This is a genomic window from Enterobacter cloacae complex sp. P38RS (assembly GCF_014930775.1).
GTDB lineage: Bacteria > Pseudomonadota > Gammaproteobacteria > Enterobacterales > Enterobacteriaceae > Enterobacter > Enterobacter bugandensis.
The window spans coordinates 15,447-34,779 of the sequence record NZ_JADBRS010000023.1 but is presented as its reverse complement, the minus strand read 5'-3'; the positions used below and the strand labels follow the sequence as shown (position 1 = coordinate 34,779).

The 19,333-nt window shown below is 52.1% G+C and carries 12 protein-coding genes and 1 pseudogene; all 13 read right to left on the bottom strand.

The genetic code is table 11. The features are described 5' to 3' along the window. Positions 1-110 precede the first annotated feature (110 nt). Positions 111-1,139, bottom strand: coding sequence for a DUF6708 domain-containing protein (locus tag IM303_RS21190; RefSeq protein ID WP_049000916.1), 1,029 nt, complete (start codon positions 1,137-1,139; stop codon positions 111-113). A gap of 2 nt (positions 1,140-1,141) precedes the next feature. Further along, on the bottom strand, positions 1,142-3,739 hold the full coding sequence (locus IM303_RS21185; protein WP_127334665.1) for a T6SS effector BTH_I2691 family protein: 2,598 nt from the start codon (positions 3,737-3,739) through the stop codon (positions 1,142-1,144). A 182-nt stretch (positions 3,740-3,921) separates the two neighbouring features. After that, a complete protein-coding gene (locus tag IM303_RS21180) occupies positions 3,922-4,899 on the bottom strand; it encodes a DUF6708 domain-containing protein (RefSeq protein ID WP_049000920.1) in 978 nt (325 codons plus the stop codon). A 1-nt stretch (position 4,900) separates the two neighbouring features. Then, positions 4,901-7,489 carry a T6SS effector BTH_I2691 family protein gene (locus tag IM303_RS21175; RefSeq protein ID WP_049000921.1) on the bottom strand — a complete coding sequence of 863 codons (2,589 nt, stop codon included), beginning with the start codon at positions 7,487-7,489 and terminating at the stop codon, positions 4,901-4,903. A 1-nt stretch (position 7,490) separates the two neighbouring features. Next, positions 7,491-8,351 carry a DUF4123 domain-containing protein gene (locus tag IM303_RS21170; RefSeq protein WP_193360233.1) on the bottom strand — a complete coding sequence of 287 codons (861 nt, stop codon included), beginning with the start codon at positions 8,349-8,351 and terminating at the stop codon, positions 7,491-7,493. 9 nt (positions 8,352-8,360) lie between these two features. After that, complete coding sequence (locus IM303_RS22415) at positions 8,361-9,017, bottom strand: DUF2345 domain-containing protein (protein WP_370528517.1); 657 nt, start codon at positions 9,015-9,017, stop codon at positions 8,361-8,363. Next, a pseudogene (locus tag IM303_RS21165) lies at positions 9,014-10,733 on the bottom strand (type VI secretion system Vgr family protein); the annotation flags it as partial. The gene IM303_RS22415 and the pseudogene IM303_RS21165, both read right to left, overlap by 4 nt. Beyond that, positions 10,730-13,384 (bottom strand): type VI secretion system ATPase TssH, encoded by a 2,655-nt coding sequence (tssH, locus tag IM303_RS21160; RefSeq protein ID WP_193360232.1) that lies wholly within the window; start codon positions 13,382-13,384, stop codon positions 10,730-10,732. The pseudogene IM303_RS21165 and the gene tssH, both read right to left, overlap by 4 nt. Before the next feature lie 159 nt (positions 13,385-13,543). Beyond that, positions 13,544-14,035: a type VI secretion system effector Hcp gene (gene hcp / locus IM303_RS21155; RefSeq protein WP_028019678.1), complete on the bottom strand. Its 492-nt coding sequence runs from the start codon at positions 14,033-14,035 to the stop codon at positions 13,544-13,546. A gap of 4 nt (positions 14,036-14,039) precedes the next feature. After that, positions 14,040-15,746, bottom strand: coding sequence for an OmpA family protein (locus IM303_RS21150; protein WP_049000930.1), 1,707 nt, complete (start codon positions 15,744-15,746; stop codon positions 14,040-14,042). Next, entirely contained in the window at positions 15,743-16,432 is a 690-nt protein-coding gene (gene tssL, locus IM303_RS21145) for a type VI secretion system protein TssL, short form (RefSeq protein WP_041908837.1), read from the bottom strand. Before tssL ends, IM303_RS21150 begins: the two co-directional genes overlap by 4 nt. Then, a complete protein-coding gene (gene tssK / locus IM303_RS21140) occupies positions 16,429-17,769 on the bottom strand; it encodes a type VI secretion system baseplate subunit TssK (RefSeq protein WP_049000934.1) in 1,341 nt (446 codons plus the stop codon). Before tssK ends, tssL begins: the two co-directional genes overlap by 4 nt. A gap of 17 nt (positions 17,770-17,786) precedes the next feature. Then, the gene (gene tssC, locus IM303_RS21135; RefSeq protein ID WP_049000936.1) at positions 17,787-19,331 is read right to left on the bottom strand and encodes a type VI secretion system contractile sheath large subunit; all 1,545 of its coding nucleotides are present in this window, start codon (positions 19,329-19,331) and stop codon (positions 17,787-17,789) included. Positions 19,332-19,333 lie beyond the last annotated feature (2 nt).

The following is a 19,333-nucleotide window of genomic DNA, read 5'->3' as shown; positions in this document are numbered from 1 at the left end:
TCTTCCCTCATAATATGCAGTCAGCATTGCTTTTATCCCCTCTTCAGGAGGGTAGAATGAAATCCATACTCCCGCTCTACATTATCCTGTCATTTTTTTATAAAATTTATTCACACGCTATAACGTTCCGCCAGCGCCGCATGAATTCTGTTCGTTGCACTTTCCATTTTGTCATACAGTGTTTTCCAGTCTTCATACTTCTGATTCGCAAATATCAGTCGCCACATATCTTTCGGATTGTTATCAGCGCTGACATTCACGGAGTCATCAATATCAGGCTTACAGGCATCCTGTACCTCCTGCGGCCATTGCGGGATTTTACTGGTCTGCATCGCAATATAACGAGCAACGCTGCCATCAATATTCAGAAGCAGCGTTACGGGCAAAAATAACCACTCCAGCCGGGACTCCATATAAAACAGATTCTGAAGACCAAAGACAAAACCTTCTTTTCTGTTCTCGACTGGTGGGCAAATGACTACCAGTTCAGCCAGATCCTCAACGCAGTCTTCTTCCATATAACAACGGATGAACTCCCAATACTCCGGCAATGATGCTTTATTTTCACAAAATCCCAGACTGAAGGTTTCCAGTACCGTTTCCCCATCCTTGTCCAGAATGTGCCCACGGATGCACCATTCACGCAGGGGACCCGGTTCTTTCTCCTGAGTAAAGAATATCTCCTTCCAGGGAGCACATAACACCGTTCCGTTTGTACGGAATACATAAACCATTCCATTCCAGCGGTTAAAACGAATGGGATAATGTGTCCATTTAAACCATTCTTTAAAGACAAAATAACCACCAAAAGCTATAAACGGAAGAACCATCAAACAAGCAAGAGAAAATTTACCCAGTCCATGTATAGCAATTAAATCTGTAACCCCTCTAAAAATCACATATAGTAGAATTCCAATAAACCCCACAAAAATCATCAGAGCCCAAAGACTGTCCACCCCCTTATTTTTATAGAACTTATCCACAGTTTCAAGATAAGTCGAATTCATGCGAATTACAGACCTCGCGCAGTTAAAATATTTAACTTTTTTGCCCCCCCCCTGCCTGAGCCGGTTATTTTTATCTTCTCTAGTCAACAAACGATTTACTTTATAAGGCTGATACAGGCCATACATTGTCATATTCAGTCATCCTCTGACTTAATCGCATCATTAAATGCGTCCATTTCCATTATCCCGGTAGGATAAATAGCTGGGGCACCATACAACCCTTCCGGGACTTTCCGCCAGAGACAACTTTTCAGCCATTTCTGAATATCGTTACCCCCTTTTAACGCCATATAAATAGCACAACCAAAAACCAGCACCAACGCCCAGGCTATTCCTAATGGCCCCAAAACTAAACCGGTGATAATACCAGACAATAACGCTCCACCAATAGCAGAACCAAAACTGGCTATCATCATTCCATAATTATCTTGGAAAAAATAATTAATACCATTTAATCCATCCCAAAAAACACCAATCATTGCCGCCCTTGAGCACACCTTAATCCCCTGACTAATAAACCCGGTCGTCTTTCTGAGCGCATTTGCTCCCAAGTTACTGCGTATAATCGCCTTCAGCCTCAGCACCCTCAGATCATTCAGCGCCCGCTCCGCCACCTCCAGCGAAGTCCCAAATGCCCCCACCACATTCGCACCAAAGCGTGTACCTTTTTCCCAGGTCAGCAGATCTTTTTCGCCTGCCGCGCCGATTAATGCGCCCCCCTGAAAAATCAACGAAGCCATACACCCTGCAAACGGGATGCTTCCTCCCGCCGTGTCCGCAAGGCGATTCACCGTAGCCCCTCTCAGACCCGACATATTCGTACTGTAAAAACGAGGGAACACACTGCCTGTCACATCGTCAGCAGAACGAAGAAACCGGGTAGTTTCCTGAATACGCACATCTTTTGGCAATGCGCTGATTCTTCTGGCTTCATTACGGTCTATCAGCACCATAAATCGCCGCTCCTGCGTGTCCTCCATCGGAACCCCATCCAGCTCCATTCGCCGCATTGCCGTATCCAGATGATGGTGCAGCTTGTCCTGTGAAACACGATCATGAATATCTGTCATCCGGGCGACTTCACGCAAAGTCGCCCGAAGAAAATATTTGCGCTTACCCGTCAGCACCACCGTTTTTAACCCATAGCCGCTGTTCGCAACCATCGCGACAATACTGATTGCTGGTTTGCTATATGCCATATCCTGCAAGAGGCGCACAAAACCACTACTGATGCAGCTCAGGTAGCTCTCCATCTTTACAGACAGTACCTTACTGTAATCCTCAGTGGCGTCTTTGATGCCATCCATCAGATTTTCCCACGAAATAGCATCAACCACAGAAACCTTGCTGACTTTTTCCTGGATCTGCTTCGCTATTTCATCGTTATTAAAAACCAGAGCCTGGAGTATATAGTTATTAGCACTGAAAGCCTCCGCAACGAGCTGACTATAAAGCCACTGTGACACCAACTTCTGATCCTGCATACCTTCCAGACAGTCAGTTACGCTTTGCAGATAGAATGCCCCGCATGGGATATTTTTTGTGTCGAAGTTATGTTCAAAGTAAGTGGGAAGTGCTTCGCTCTGTAGCCAGGCAAGATACATTTCTGTCATCGGAATAATGACGCTTTCGTTGTATGTATTTACGGCCGCATCTAATTTCGTCAGGAACGCTTTCTCTTTATCCCGGTCAATATATTTTTCATAATTATCCCATCGCTGCTTCGCCCGGACTTCAAACCGTTCATCAAAAGTGCGGTTATGCCAGTCTTTCGCCTCTTCTGCTTCCTGTTCAGCATTTTCCGATGGCACCGGGATACCTGCGATAACCCTGCTTCCCACCGTCTTTGGCCATTGTTCCGTTGTTTTATCTTCAGCAATTAGATCTCTTCTGAATTGTTCGGTCATGGCCTGTTTAAGACCAGACAACGTTGCAGATAACGCGATGCCACGGGAAAATTCAGGATCTTCGGCAAAGCGGGTTTTCAGGCGATAGTTGACTAACGCACTCAGTTCCTGCGCTACCGCCACTGGGTCTGACAAAATAATAATCCCGCCCTTACCCGGGGACAGCGCCTCTGCTGCCAGCACCAGATTCGAACCGTCCAGCGCCTTTGCCCTCTTCCAGTACGATGGGGACCAGTGGCGGACACCACTGCTGTCCGCACCCTGGCAGTATTCCGCCACAGTTTCAGTCAGCGCTGATATTGCAATAACCTGGTCAGCCTTACCGGTATTAATCCAGGCATCCATGTCAAAAGGTTGCATATACTGGATGCGATAAGACGCGTCTTCATGCTTTGCGCGGACCGCAGGTGTCCATTCCACTTCGGACCAGCAGAACCAGAATATACCGTTTTTCATACCTAAGGGTTTTACCGGCAGCGTTATCAGTGACGCATTCGCCAGCTCTTCTGGATGAGTAATACATGGCTTAACCTTGCCATTTGCAATATCAGGAGGCGCATCTCCATTTTCTGGCAGCGGGTAATAATATCCCTCACCAGTGGCAAAATAATTAATCCAGCGGTTACCTGACTCAGACCAGATATATAAATAGCCTTCTCGCAACAAGCGCCCCGTCCATGCAGTTTTACCTTTTGCTACTACAGGTACAGTGATGCTGTCAGGCAAATGAGGTAATGCGTCGTCCTTTGCTACAACCGCCGGACGAACGGGTAAAAATGGTAACCCATAGCGTATACAGAATTTGCAGCCTTTTTGTGTTTTCATTTTTGGTTACAGCCATTCGCCAGTGTTTTTACAGAACTCATTATTTATTTGTTGTTGCATCATTCAGTAATGATGTTAGCTTGCAACTATAATTATAGCCATGAAAAGCACAGGAACAGCACTATCCTTCATAGCTCCCGGAGCTAAGTTATGGTCATCCATTTCCACTATACCTTTCATCTTTATTTCCTGTTGTTTGCTGATGGTTTCCTGAAAAGATTCCGCCATAGATGTTCAGGATTACCAGAAGCATCGACCCGATAAGGGTCATCTTTATCAACCCGGCACAGTGACTCAATACTCTCGGGCCAGTCGGGCAACCTGCTTGTCACCATCGCCAGGTAGCGCGGAACGCTGAAAATAAAGGACAGCACAAACAGGAGCGGGAACAGAAATAACGGTGCGCCGTTAAAGCCGGATAAAAGATAGAGCAGACCAAAGCGATAGCCCTCGCGTTTTTTTGCGATGGGCAGGCAAAAATCAACAACCCCAATGACGGACTCGGGCCCTTCCTCCATGTAACGTCGGACAAACTCCCAGTGCCTTTCAAGCTGTTTCCTGTCCGAATGCGTGGCCGGCAGACAGAAGGTGTCAATCACGGTTTCATTATCATCCGCCAGCACATGACCGCTGATGTAGTAGTCTTTGTTCGCATCTTTTCTGTGGCTCAGTCCTGTGGTGAAAAAAACGCTATCCCAGGGAACGCTGTAGGCTGAACCATTTAACCGGAATACGTGCACCAGTCTGTTTTTTCTGTCAAAGCGAATGGGGTAATGTGTCCAGGCAAACCATTCTGTTTTAAGGACTTTGAATGTCATTATAATGGTTGGAATACAAATCAAACTCATCGACAGAAACATTTTTTCACTAGTCGAAAATTTCCAATCAATATAGGGAACACTCTTAATTAGCACAGTAACATAGAGCAATGAAAATCCAAAAAAAGCAAATGCAGCGATTAAACTAAGAAATCCTTTTGCTGAGTAATATTTGTCAACCAACTCCAGATAATGGGAATTTAGTGTTATCACTTTCATATCAGGAACTAAAGATTGTCCATCCAGTTCAGTTGTCTCGTCTTTTTTTAGCTGATGCGTTCTCTCTTCATCACTAAGAAACCGGTTTAATTTAAATTTAGGGAAAAGACCGTAATAATCCATTTTATCCCTCCACTCCCAACGCTAATTTAAGTTCATCCATTTCCATTTTCATGGTTGGCCATATAGGCAGTTCGGCAGCCTCTATCATCTTATATTTTTCTTGTTCTACCTTTGGTTCATCTATATCAACAGGTATTCTTCGCCATAAACACTGCACCAGCCATTTTTGAATGTTATCGCGATTGTGAAATGCCAGATAAAGTGCTGTACCAATTAAAAACACAACTGCAATAAACGTTCCTACGACAGGTATAGCGGCAACTACTGCCACCGCTAACCAGACACCAGCCGCTGCGGAAAGACCGTAAGCAATAGCCAACCCTGTATGTCCTTTATTAAATTCGTTAAGGGCATGATATAAGTCATATCCTACAGCAATCACACCTGCCACCACGCCTAACGCTTTCCCCAGGTAACCAAACACCCATCTACGAAAGGTTTCGGAGCTGAAAACCCGGAGCCTCGACGCAGCATTGGCAAATAACTGAAACTGTTTAATACCGGTCTCGATAATGCCTAATGTCGTGCTTCCAAGACCTAATACGCCCGCCCAAAATCGGGAATGCGCTTCTCCCTGATCGGCAGTGAGCGTTTTTTTATTGTGAATATCAGCAGAAATAAAAAGTGCTGCAACCTGAAGAATCCCGGAACATACCCCCAATGTAAATGGCATAGCCTGTCCGGCTTTTGTGACTCCACGCTGGACAGCCCCCTGCCAGCGGCTAAATTGCTGAGCCTCAACATCTGCCGAGGTTCGAAGTAATTTACTCAATGCAATAGCACGCTCTTTGGGTGGCAGCGATGCCATCTCGTGTACTTTGTCAATATCAACCATGACCAGAAATTTTTTTGTTTCCTCAACTTCCATTGGCAACCCGTCGATTCTGAGTCGTCTTAACTCCCGTCTGACATAATGTCGTAAGCTGTCTTTATTTGCTCTGCTGTCCAGTCCGCTTTCCTTAGCCAATTGCGTGACCACTTCAGAAACAAACTCTTTATATTTCCCTGTTTTTTCTAAAGGAACCAGTGCTTTATTTGTTATTGCACCCATCGCAACTAAACAGCCGTAGACTTTGTTTGATTCTAATGCCTGTGCGATCTGTTTTGTTAATATACCTGAAAGTAACCCAATGAATATTCCTGCCACTCCGGCAGCATTATCACGCATTTTTTCGATACCATCTTTAAAGGCATCGGCGATCCCATTCCAGGGAATGGCAAACCAGTCCGAAAAGCCTTCAGTAGCTTTAGCTAACTTTTCAGCCAGAACATCCTGATTTAATATTAAAGCACGAGCCAGTATATTTGTTACATCTGTAGGTGTCCCTGACAACAAATCATTAAAATGACGAATGACCCCCACTTTGTCCTGCATCCCGGCAATGCAGTAATTCAGCGTCTGGACATATTCAATACCGCTTTTCAATTCCTGGGTATCAAAATTATGCTTAAAATATTCGAGCAATACGCTGCCCTTTATCCACTCAAGATACATTTCGGTGCGTGGACTTACGACACTGTCGTTATACTGCTGTAAAATTTTATTAAATTTCTTCTGAAAGTCAGCCACTTTTGATGGTTCATAGTATTGTTCATACTTCGCCCACTTCCTGGCTGCTTCAGACTTCATTTTTTTGTCGCCGATCGAAGTGTACATATTATCCGGAACATCGCTATTCCCGGCGTAGCCAAAGGGACCATAAAGCGCCACACGCTCTTCGCTCTCACTCTTCTCTATAGCGTCACGTTCAAACTGGCGATTCATCGATTCTTTCAAACCAGTAATTGCAGAAGCCAGAGCAAGCTCCCGTTGATATTTCGCATTTTTATAGATATTTTTTTGCAGCTCATAGTCTATAAGGGCGGAGAGATCCTGCAACACTGCAGGTGGATCCTGCAGCACTATCATTGCGCCTTTATTTGGGTAAAGCTTGTCCGCCGATTTTTTGATTAAACGGGCTTCAAATGTCGTGGCCGCTTTCCAGGGGGCGCGGGACCATATTCTGGCACTGCAGCTTTCTCCTGATTTACTGTATTCCGCCACTGTTTCTGTCAGCGCTGACAATGCAATAGTCTGGTCAGCCTTGCCGCTATTAATCCAGGCATCCATGTCAAAACGTTGCATATACTGGATGCGATATGACACATCTTCATGTTTTGTGCGAACCGCAGGTGTCCATTCCACTTCGGACCAGCAGAACCAGAACACGCCGTTTTTCATCCCCAAGGGCTTTACCGGCAGCGTTATCAGTGATGCACTCGCCAGTTCTTCTGGCTGAGTAACGCATGGCTTAGCCTTACCATTTGCAATATCAGGAGGCACATCTCCATTTTCAGGCAGCGGGTAATAATATCCTTCGCAAGTGACAAAATAATTTATCCAGCGGTTACCTGACTCAGACCAGATGTATAAATAGCCCTCACGCAGCACGCGTCCCGTCCATGCAGTTTCGCCCTTTGCTACTGCAGGTAGGGTGACGCTACCTGGCAAAAGAGGTAATGCATCATCCTTTGCCACAACCGCCGGGCGAACGGGTAAAATTGGCAACCCATAGCGAATACAGAATTTACAGCCTTTTTGTGTACTCATATTAATTGTTCCATGCATTATTATAGGGCTGCATTTGGGTCATTTCCTGCCAGAGATTTTCATCCCAGTTACTGGTTACATCACGATAATAGTCAGGAGCCTGTTGGGACAGTGCCAGGAATGCAGCCATCTTCGGAGCCATCCAGAAACCTTCTGGCTGCACTAATCCATGCAGCGCAAATGCAATACGATCTTCCTGGGTCGGCAGTCCACATATCATCGCCTGCACAAGCAAAGCATCTATTTTGCGACTGCTTTCCTGGCGCTGCGCCATATCGACATTGGGTGGCAATTTTTCCAGGGCAAGGTTTATCTGCCCACAACGCTGTAATTGCGCCAGCGGAATTTCTGTTTGGTCTCCGTGCTGGCAAGAAACTCGAGCCGGGAAAGCCAGTGTGTGCCACTCTCCATCCAGCCAGAATGTCCAGTACGGTATTTCATGGGCGGGTAGATGGTTAAACAATTGCCATGGGCTCAACATCCAGTGCAGATGAAACAACACTCGTGGATCGTAATAACGCAGGATATGTCCCTGTTGGTTTGTATCCTTTAAAAACAGCGCATTGACCAGCAGATTACGTACAATATTTGTTGGGCGTGAGCTGGACAGTAAAAGGACACTCGTCGGCGGTGAAGTTGGATCTGCGCATCGCGAAAGGTCAGCCATCAACGTCTTCCACTCAACAGATGGAAGCTCATGCAACGGTATCAGCCACGGGTAAAGATGGGCTTGTGGTGCCAGCATCGGCGAAACCAGTTCGATAAGCGGCCAGCTTTCCGGCAGTTCTGGCACCCGCATACGGTCAATAACTGCATATTGATGGTCCGCCAGTTGCAAAGGCTTCTCCAGGTAATTAATCATCAGTCGTCCTTAGCTCAACGGTATGGTCGCATCACCCTTGCCTGAAGCTTCTGAAGCCATGGATTCGCAGGCGGTAAATTTCGGATAGGGAACATCCAGTTTCGCTGGTCCCGCATAGTCAAAATCAGCACTTTTTACTTTAAAGCAACCATTGGTACCATGTTCAATTTTGGCCGGTTCAATCGTCAGATAAGAACCACCGCACTGCACGGTAATTTTCTTTTTCGCCGAGATAAGGATTTCATCTTCTGTACTGGTAATGGTTAATCCTTTCGCTGCTGTAATTTCAACCCCGTCAGTTTGGGCCTGCATTTCGATTTTCCCTGCCGCCGCAATCAGTTTCATTCCCATCTCATGTGCAAACACCACCACTGCTTTTTTAGCAACTAAGGCAATACGTTTTAGCGCTGATATTTCCGTATTCCCACCTGCAGTTAATATCTGATTCTGGTTAGCACTGAACTGAATATGCTGAGGCGTGGAAAGTGCAATTCCCGCTGGTGCACCCGCCACAATCACTGGCTGTTGCAGGGTATCCACACTTTGCTGTAAGAAACTTTGTTGTGTGTCATTATCCAGTGAATCGATATTTGCAGTTTCCAGGAGACTGGAGAGTGATTCAGCCAAAGACAGGGCGTCGGATAGCTGGCGCTTAACCGCTGCCATATCCAGCACCTGGCCCTGCGCCTTCGTCTGACCGTCCGCCGAAATGAATATCCCTTTCTGCGCCCGTATCGCACCCCAGCTGTCCGTTCTGAGCTCAAAGCCCTCGCCGCGCTGCTGTTTTTCGCTGTCAACCAGATGCCCGAGGTTCAGCTGGCTCTTGCCGCCGTATTCCGTGCTGACCTTGATGTGCTCTTTTCCGCGCTCGTCGTCGAGGCGGATTTTGTTGTTCGCCGGGGTGCGCAGGACGTTGCGTTTGTAGTTCCGGATGGTGACGTGGTCGCCGTGCGCCGAGTCATGCAGCACGCCGGCAATGTACGGCCGGTCCGGGTTACCGTCCTCAAAGCCAATCGCCACCTCGGTGCCCGCCAGCAGCGGCAGGTGCAGGCCGTAAGTGTCCCCGGCATACGGGCGTGACTGGCGCACCCACAGGCTTTCGAATCCCGTCTCCCAGCTGTCACGATCAAACAGCATGTTGACGCGGTAGCGCCCGTCCTTATCGATATGACCGTAGGTGTCATTTTCAGTGGTACTGGTGACGCGGGCCGGCAGTGTGCCCGCCATCACCGGGCGTGAGCCTGGCTCCGGGCGGAAACCAAAATCGGTACTGTCCGGAATACCGTCAAAATCAACCGCAAAGTCCTTATCCCGGCTGGCATCCGTGTGCATCGCCGTGATGACCACGCCCTGCGCAAACACGTCCGCCACTTCATACCCGCCGGTCACTTTCAGTACCTGCCCCGGAAAAAGCGTCGGGCAGCTGGTGATGCCCTGTGCCCGTGTCTGGCCATTCAGGTAGCGTTCATGACGAAGGCGGGCATAAAACGCCCCGGACTCGGGCGCCGGGTTGCGGTCATACGCGCTGCCCGGCGTCAGGTAGTTATCCGCCCAGTGGTAGGCATCCCCGTACGTGGTGACATCTCCGCGGGTCGCATCCACCACGGTGTTCATGTCCTGCGTGGCCTGACGGTAGTTGTAGTCCCGGGTGCTGACCTGCTTCTGCACCACGCTGTGATGGCTCTCCATCCCCCACACCGAATCCACGCCCTGCGAGTGCTGGCCCGATGGCGGTACCGACGGCAGGGTCAGGCCTTTCTCGTACCCCTGCTGGCTGTCGTAAAACTCCACCACGTCGATGTTCAGTCGCGTGTCGGTGGTGAAGCGGAACCAGATACCGACCTCACCCAGCAGGCGGGTGATGAAGTGCAGGTCGTCCTCACCGTACTGCATCACCTGTTCACGGCGCGGGTATTCTTTTGACAGCGAGAACAGAAAATCCTGGCCGCGCATGCCGTGACGTTCGCGCAGGATTTTTTCCACGATTTGCGGGACCGACATATCCTGGTAAATGGCGTTCTGGTGCGAACGGTCGAGCAGCGCCAGGCGTGGCCGGAGCGTCAGGGCATAACGGGTTTCGTCTTTTGAGGTGCCGAGGCGTTCAAAGCCGGTCACCACCCCCTGAAGGGTGCGCACGGCCTGCTGCACTCTGATGCCGTAACCCTGGTCTACCGGGGCCTGCAGCGTCAGGGAAGCCCCTTTCATCAGCATCATCTCTTTACTGATGGCGTGGTTACCGCTGGTGAATTCAATACGGTAGCGGAACGGTGTGCTCAGGGCTTCATCGCCTTCAAACGCCAGCACGTCGAGCGCGGACTCACAGCCTTTCACCGCCAGCAGGTGGTGGTTATGGCTGAACCTTAACGGAGGATTATTACTCATGCGTCCACTCCCTCCTGAACGTCAAATTCCAGGCCAATGCCCTCTTCTTCGCTCCAGCTCAGGTGTAACGACCGTGGTTTTTGTCTGTCGGCCATACGGGTCAGCAACTGCTGGCTCAGCACCGGCAGAATTTGTTGATTCAGCAGGCTGTCGATATTGCGCGCCCCGGTATCCGGCAGCAGGCAGGCGGCGGTCAGGGCGTCATACAGGCTCTCATTAATCTGCGTGGTCAGGCCGTAGTGGCGATGCAAGCGCTTGCTAACCTGTAACAGCTTCATTTCCACGATGGTACGCATGGCCGCTTCCGCCAGCGGACGGTAAATCACGGTCTGGAAGCGGGCCAGCAACGCGGGCTGGAAGTGGTCACGCAGGATCGGACGCAGTAGTTCGTGCAGATCGCCTTCGGTGGATTCAGGTTGTTCGTCCAGCAGCTGCATCAGATGGTCGCTGCCGAGGTTGGAGGTCATCAGAATAACGGTGTTACGGAAGTCGATTTCACGCCCTTCGCCATCACGCATAAAGCCACGGTCGAACACCTGGTAGAACAGGTTCATCACGTCGCGGTGCGCCTTCTCCACCTCATCCAGCAACACCACGCTGTACGGTCGCTTACGCACGGCTTCGGTGAGAATACCGCCCTGACCGTAGCCAACGTAGCCCGGAGGGGAGCCCTTCAGCTGGGAAACAGTATGAGGCTCCTGGTACTCGGACAAGTTGATGGTAATCAGTGATTTTTCACCGCCGTACATCACGTCCGCCAGAGCCAGGGCGGTTTCGGTTTTCCCCACCCCACTCGGGCCCACCAGCAGAAACACGCCCTGAGGGCCATTCTCGGAGGTGAGACCCGTTTTTGCCGCACGCAGGCGCTGCGCGATGGCCGCGAGCGCCACATCCTGCCCGACCACACGTTTGCCAATTTCATCTTCCAGGGTAAGCAGTTCGGTCTGCTCATCTTTCATCAGCGATGACAGCGGAACGCCTGTCCAGTCAGCAATCACATTGGCAACGGTGCGCACATCCACATCTAGCGAGAGCAGCGGGTTGCTGTGCTGCATGCCGTGCAGTTCCTGCTGCAGCGCGTGCGTCTCGCTCTGACGGGAGATGTCCTGGCGGCTTTCCAGCAGTTGTTCGGTGAGTTTCAGTTCCTGCCCGTATTGAGTTTCAAGCTCGTCGAGAACAACGATAAGATCGTTCTCTTCCTGCTCAATGACGGTCAGGCGTTCACCATGGCTCTGATTGCCGACAGCAATATCTTCCAGCAGTGCCTGCTTCTCCATTTCAAGAGAGGTGATCTGCGAGCGAATGCAGGTCAGCTGCTCCGGCACGGTGTCGAGGCTCATGCGGACGCGCGCTGCGGCGGTGTCGAGCAGGTCAACTGCCTTGTCCGGCAGCTGGCGACCCGTCAGATAGCGGCGAGAAAGCGTAACTGCCGCGCGCACCGCATCGTCGGTAATGTGCACGCTATGGTGCTCGGCGTAGCGGGATTTCAGACCGCGTAGCATCAGGCAGGCGGTGTCATCGTCGGGCTCATCCACTTTTACCATCTGGAAGCGGCGCTCCAGTGCGGCATCGCGTTCAAAGTACTGCTTGTACTCACTCCAGGTGGTGGCCGCGATGGTCCGCAGTTCGCCACGCGCCAGCGCTGGTTTCAGCAGGTTCGCTGCATCGGCGCCGCCTGCCTGGTTGCCTGCGCCAATGATGGTATGCGCTTCATCAATAAAGAGCAGGACAGGCACAGGCGATTGCTGCACAGCATCAATGACGTTTTTCAGGCGCTGTTCAAACTCACCTTTCACGCCCGCGCCGGCCTGTAGCAGGCCCAGGTCGAGGGTACGCAGAGTGACCGTTTTCAGGGATTCAGGCACATTGCCCTCGGCAATACGCAATGCCAGACCTTCAACCAGTGCGGTTTTCCCCACACCCGGCTCGCCGACCAGAATCGGGTTGTTTTTGCGGCGACGAGAGAGGATGTCTACCATCTGGCGGATTTCTGTGTCACGGCCAAACACAGGATCGATCTTTCCTTCCTTCGCTTTGGCGGTGACATCAAGGGTGAATTTATACAGCGCGTTCTGCAGCGCAGGACTCAGTTCCCCCTCTTCCATTTCCTCACCAGCCGGACGCCCGACAAACTCCACCTCACCGCCGTGGTTCTGTGCCAGTTCAGCTTCGCGCTGCATTTCCGGACGCTCATCCGATTGCGCATCCAGCAACGGTCTCAGGCGCTCCAGCTGGCTCTGCCCAAGCGTTAACAACGGCCAGAGGCCGTCACAACGAGCCAGTTTTGGTTTTTCCACCAGCGCCATCAGCAGATGGACGCTGCGAATGTGCTCTTCACCATTGAGTGAGGCCAGTAGCCAGGCTTGCTGCATCAGAGTCTGGATGTCTTCTGAGAGCTGGGGCCGATGGCGCACGGAACGAGGTTGTTTATCCAGCCAGCCGAGCAGATCCTGCCAGATGCCATCCATATCCCACTCGTAGCGGCGTGCCAGCACAGTGAGATCCCCCTCGCCTTGCTCCAGCAGCTTCAGCAGCCAGTGCTCCGGCAGAATTTCGGCATGGGCACGGGTCTGGCAGAGCGATGCCGCCCCTTCCATCGCGCGGGCGCAGTAAGGGTTCAGACGACGTAACAGGATGGCTGGATTTTCCATGTGATTCTCTCTTTGTCGGTTCCTGGACACGCTACCGCCCCTCGCTGTTCACCAAAGCGCATAAGGTCAGGCAGGCAGGTTGTGTTTTCTTTGCTGAGCGCCCGCGTCTCAGGCGCTCAGCAAAAAACTGCGGGCAGGAAAAACCTGCCCGCATCAGGATTACGCGGTGGCGCGTTCGTTCCAGGAATCGGAATGAATGATGTTGCCGTCTTTGTAGGTCCAGGTGATTTTTTCGTAACGCAGCTCGATCTGCTCAAGGTGGTTATGCTTCTCGAAAGAAGGATCCTTGATGTCGTGCATTACCGGGTTCACTTTCACCACCTTGACGTTTTCAAGTTTGGTGTTGAAGTACTCCACTTCCTGGCCCGCATCGTTGATTTTGTACCACTTGAACTCAGCGGATTTCAGGGTCTGACCCGTGGTCACCGCCTTGTACAGGTACGGGCTGGAGGAGTCGATTTCCTTAGTGAACAGGAACGGGGTGTGGATACGGGTCCCGGTCAGCTTGCCGGTGTTGTTATCGGTCGGGATGTACAGGTTGTGCTGCTGTGCCACCACTTCGATGCTGCCTTCACGATCCTGAACGTCCACAGACCCTTTAATGTCCGCGCCGCCGTCGTCCTTCAGCCAAAGATAAACAGGAATTGCCATGGAATTACTCTCCATTGTGTAGTGAAACGTCATCATCCTGCGATGACGCCGGGTTTTTGTCGGGTATCTGACAGGCATTGGCCTGCGGTACCAGACTGATTTCGACACGACGGTTGAGCGCCCGCCCTTCCGGAGTGTCGTTGGTTGCGGCAGGACGACTTTCGCCATAACCCTGCACCGCAAAACAGCTTTCCGGCACGTCGCCGGTGTCACGCATCCAGTTGCGTACCGCTTCGGCACGTTTCAGGGACAGCGTCTGGTTCAGTTGTGGATTGCCGGTGTTATCGGTATGCCCTGACACAACAATCAGCCAGCCCGGTTTTGCTTTGATACCGACCAGGGAATTGACCAGCAGCTTCGTCGAACCGGGTTTAAGGTCGTATCTGCCGGTATCGAACAGCGACATGCTGTCGAGGCGCACAATTTTCGGTACTGGTTTGGGCTGCGGCTGAGGTTTGGGGGGCGGAGGAACATACGAACGGATGGCCTCCAGCACCGGCATCCGGAGTCGCTCCCCCTGATAAAGCCCCAGGCCTAATCGGGCCGGTACGCCGTTACGCGCCTGGTCATCCAGCAATGCCGCATCCTTGTGCAGGACGGCAACGGCGTCGGCTTTCGGACCGTAGTCATCCATAGAAATGCGATCGTAACGGACAATATCGAAGCTCACGCGATGCAATAGCTGGCGATTATTCCAGCCACTACAAAGCAGCGCGGTGATAGCAGCCAGGGTGAAAATGCCAAGGACGCAGCGCCAGGTCCGGGCACGGGGAGTGAGTCCTCCCCCTTCCGGTAGCTGTGGCAGGATGAAATCCGGAAGTGGGGAGATCACCGTACTGTCCGTTCCCACTGGGTGCCAGCCAGACACCTGCTGCATGGCGGTATGACGCGACAACCACGCCGTCCAGGCCGATGACGCAAGGCTTCCGGCAAGAATCGGCCCCATTCCCCACAGCATTGCTGCAGGTGCAATGGCCGGAACATCAGGATTATCATCGATGAATACCGCCTGGACATGCTGATGGAACCAACTCATCAGGCTATTCATCAGCACCTGCTGCTGCATCACAGGCGCACCGCCGGTGGTGACCCATGCGGCAATTGAACAAGGCGCATTCGACTCACGCCAGACAGTCCACCCTTCACCCGGAATAGCGGCCTGCCAGAGCATGTCATCCGTCATCGCACTGCCTATCTGACCATTCAGAATCAATGGCACAGAATGTCCCGTTTCTTTACGCAACTGACTAATTTGCCAGCGCAAAGCCAACAGACGACTTGTCAGGGCTTCGCTGTCGACATGTTTCTGCGGACAGACACTGACCATCACCGACAGCTGACGCCCCCAGTCCGGGCGCTGCAACAGTACCTGACGGGCCACCTGCTCCAGATCCTGATGATCCTCAACGCGGATCCAGCATCCCTGCGTGACGGTCAGTACCGGTGACTGTTGCGGCCAGGTCAGAGGCATATCACCACAAACCAGCACCACAGGTTGACGGTAAGTGGTTTCAGGAAGGTCATCCAGACGCAGGCTGGCGTCATGCTCCGCACGAGGTCTGGCGATATACCAGAACGCGACGATAACCCCGATCATCGCCAGCAGAACGAGCACTGAAGCCAGCCGGGATAACGGCAAAAAAGCCAGGCATACCACAGCACTCAGCAGGGCGGCCCACAGCGCAAGCCCGCGCTGTTGTACAGGACTCATTTTATGACTCCCGGCAACAGGGTCAGCAGCATCTGATCGAGCCATTGATCCAGTCCCCACCAGAGCGCGGCAAGAACAATCACGCTCAGGCCGATACGAGCGGGCCATGACGCCAGCCAGCCTCCCGTCCCCCGTCCGGTGCGACTCTCTGCCAGAACAGGGTGAGTCTGCGGATAGCTGAACGGCGTAACACGTTCATTGAGGGCGCTGACCAGCTTCTGACGCTCAGGATCGCTTAGCGAGCGGTAACTACCCAGAAAACCGAGCATCATTACCCGCTGAAAGCAGGTCAGTACGGCATTGTCTGGTGCAGGTTCACGCAGCACATCGCGCATCCTGTCACACAAGGTGTCACCGGCATCCATCGTGCCGAGGAAGTGTCCCTGCAAAGGAATGTCATACCACTGCACACAGGCATCATCCTCTACACCGCGGCCTTTTACCGCTTCATCAAGCAATGCACATTGTGCAGTGAGGATATGCCTACAGCTGGCTTCATCGAGCTCACTCGCTTTTAGTTCACGCTGAACGCGCTCTACATCAGCGATACAGCGTTCCCATAAGACCCGACCTTCACCTTCCTGAAACAGCGGGCCATGGCGAAGGCTGATGACCTGAAGCCAGGTATCCTGCAGCAGTGCGTCAATATCAACAGGCACGGCAATGCCGCGTTTACGCTCACTCATGTTCTCAGTACCGCAAAGAGTTCAAGTTCAGGCTCACCAAGCATGCCCGGGACGTAAAACATGCATGTCCCGCTCTGGAGCATTTCGGCCGCCAAAGGATGCGAGAGGTCGAGACTGAAATACTGATTTTCCAGGCGCAGCGGAATGGCGGCTGGCACATGACGCAGCGGCATCAGCGGTACACCCACGCGGGATGAGTTGACGATCCCACGCACATGGTCAGGACTGCCCACTTTACACTGGCGCGGGAACTGTTCCTGCAACTGCGCCACCGGTATCGGCGACCGTACAGAAAGATAGTAATCCGCTCCTTCGCGCAGACGCGGGTCATGCAGGCGAGCCTGCCAGAAGTGCAGTCGTGGGTCATAGTCGAGCGTCAGAGCCACCACGCGGGACGGCAGACTGGCTTCAAGCAGATCGCTAAGTAAATCAAACAACGGCGGAAATACCGCGTTGAGTTGCTCATGATGCCAGACCGGAATGGCGTTCACCTGGTGCTCCAGAGAAAATGTCAGCAAGCTCCCCGCCAGGCGAGAAAGCTCCGGATACAGACGTTCCGGTGGGCTTTGCAGGTTACGCTGGAACTGACCAAGCACGGGCTCTGCGCTGTTCAGCGCGTTGAGTAGCCAGAAAAGCGATACATCTGCCACGGCAAAGTCAGCCATACGCTCATTGCTTTCGCGCCGCATTGCCATCAGACGACAGAGTCGAGCCCGCAGTTGGGTCATTAGCTGTTCCAGTTGCGTCACCAGCCAGCGGCTGCCATGAATGGTCAACAGAGGGGGGAGAAACGTCTCATCTAATTGCCATGCACCCTGCGAATCTTGCTGCAGGCGGGCGACCGGACAAGTCAGATAATCGCTGTTGTTCTGATGGTCAAAACGCAGCGTCAGTTCCGGTTGCATCACCGCAATCTGACGGGTGTCTTCCCCAAATGCATTGCGCACATCCCGCCAGCGCTGGCGATAACGCACCGGGCGCTCGGCCACTTCATCGGGTTTAAGGCAGTTACCGCCATTCGCCCGCAGAAGCGGAAGCGCCAGCATCACCGTCACTTCCTGCGATTCACTTTCAAGCGACAACACAGGCGGCAGAGAATCTGCATTGTCTGTATCAATCAGCGTTCCGTCCTGAAAACGGACATGCAGATGACGGGCCTGGAGACGTCCAAGCTTGAGAGATTCCGGTTCGAAAGTGGCGTCAATGACCCCCCAGGGTGAGATGAGTCCCAGCCGGGCAATACATTCGGCAGACCAGGCCGCATACGCGACCTGTTGCTGAAAATGCTGGGGAGAAACCATAATGCCCCTACCCCATAACGGTTGTTCCGTTTTCATCGGCTTCCTGCCTGTTTTTACGATTTCGCTTTCGGCATCTGGGAAACCAGCGACAAATTGACGTCCATCCCTTCCACCTGGAAGTGCGGGATAGCGTACAATTTCACGCGGAAGAAGCCCGGGTTGTCCTCAATGTCTTCCACCACTACCTTCGCGTCACGCAGTGGGTGAGACGCCTGAAGTTCATCGCCCGGATCGGTCATTTCGGTCACCAGGCTGCGGACCCAGGTATTCAGTTCCAACTCAAGCAGTCGGCGATCCTTAGTGGTGCCAATGTTTTCGCGCTGAATCAGCTTCAGGTAGTGGGCGATACGCGACAGCAGGAAGATGTACGGAAGACGCGCATTGATGCGGCTGTTCGCCGTTGCATCTGCGGTGTCATACAGCGCCGGTTTCTGCGTGGAGTTAGCCGAGAAGAAGCAGGCATAGTCGCGGTTTTTGTAGTAGGACAAAGGAATGAAGCCCAGATTCGCAAATTCGAATTCACGGGTTTCAGGAATCATCACTTCGCTCGGGATTTTTACCTGATTGCCAGTACCGAGATCGTACAGATGGATAGGCAGGTCCTGAACCGCACCACCAGCCTGTGGCCCACGGATCTGTACACACCAGCCATTATTGATAAAGCTGCGCACCATGTTGGACGCAAAAGCAAACGATGCGTTGGTCCACAGGTATTTGTCGTGATCCGGACCTTTGACTTCTTCGACATAATTGAAGCTGCGAACCGGAACGGTATCCGGACCATACGGCAAACGACCCAGTACGCGGGGCATCACCAGACCGATGTAGCGCGCGTCGTCCGTATCGCGGAACGATTTCCACTTGATGTACTCGGCGCGGTCAAAATAGTTACCAATATCTTTAATCGCCGCAACGTCTTCCATTGACTCCTTGAGGAAGAATTTCGGGCCTGCCGAGCCGATAAACGGCATATGTGCCGCAGCAGAGACTTTAGAGATATTGCGCAGCAGAGCGACATCCTGCGCTGAAGCGTCGAACTCGTAAGCGGAAATCAGCGCCGCAATCGGCTCGCCGCCCGGGGTATCATATTCGTCGATGTAGGTGTGTTTATACAGACCACTCTGGATCACCTCCGGACAGTCTTCAAAGTCCTGGCGCAGGTCTTCTTTAGACATACTCAGAAGCTCAATTTTCACATTCTGGCGAAAATCGGTTTTATCCACCAGCGACTTCACACCGCGCCACAGGCTCTCAACCGCCTGAAATTCATCATGGTGCATTACAGCGTCCAGCTGGCGGCTGATCTGAAAATCAAGCTCAGCGATATGGTGATCAATCAGGCTTTTATCCAGTTTTTCGACTTTCGAGCCTGCTTTGGTCAGACACTCCAGAAAGACCTGCATACCTGCAGTCAGACGTTCATCGGCGGTGGCATCCGACATCGCCTGCGCATCTTGCCAGATATCCAGCGCGCTCAGCTCAGAGACCGGGCTCAGATTGATTTTCTCAAACAGGGAAGCGTAAACCCCACCCGCTGCTGGGCGCTCCAGCACCACGCTTTCACCGCCAGTAATATTATTTTGTACAGACATGAGCATTC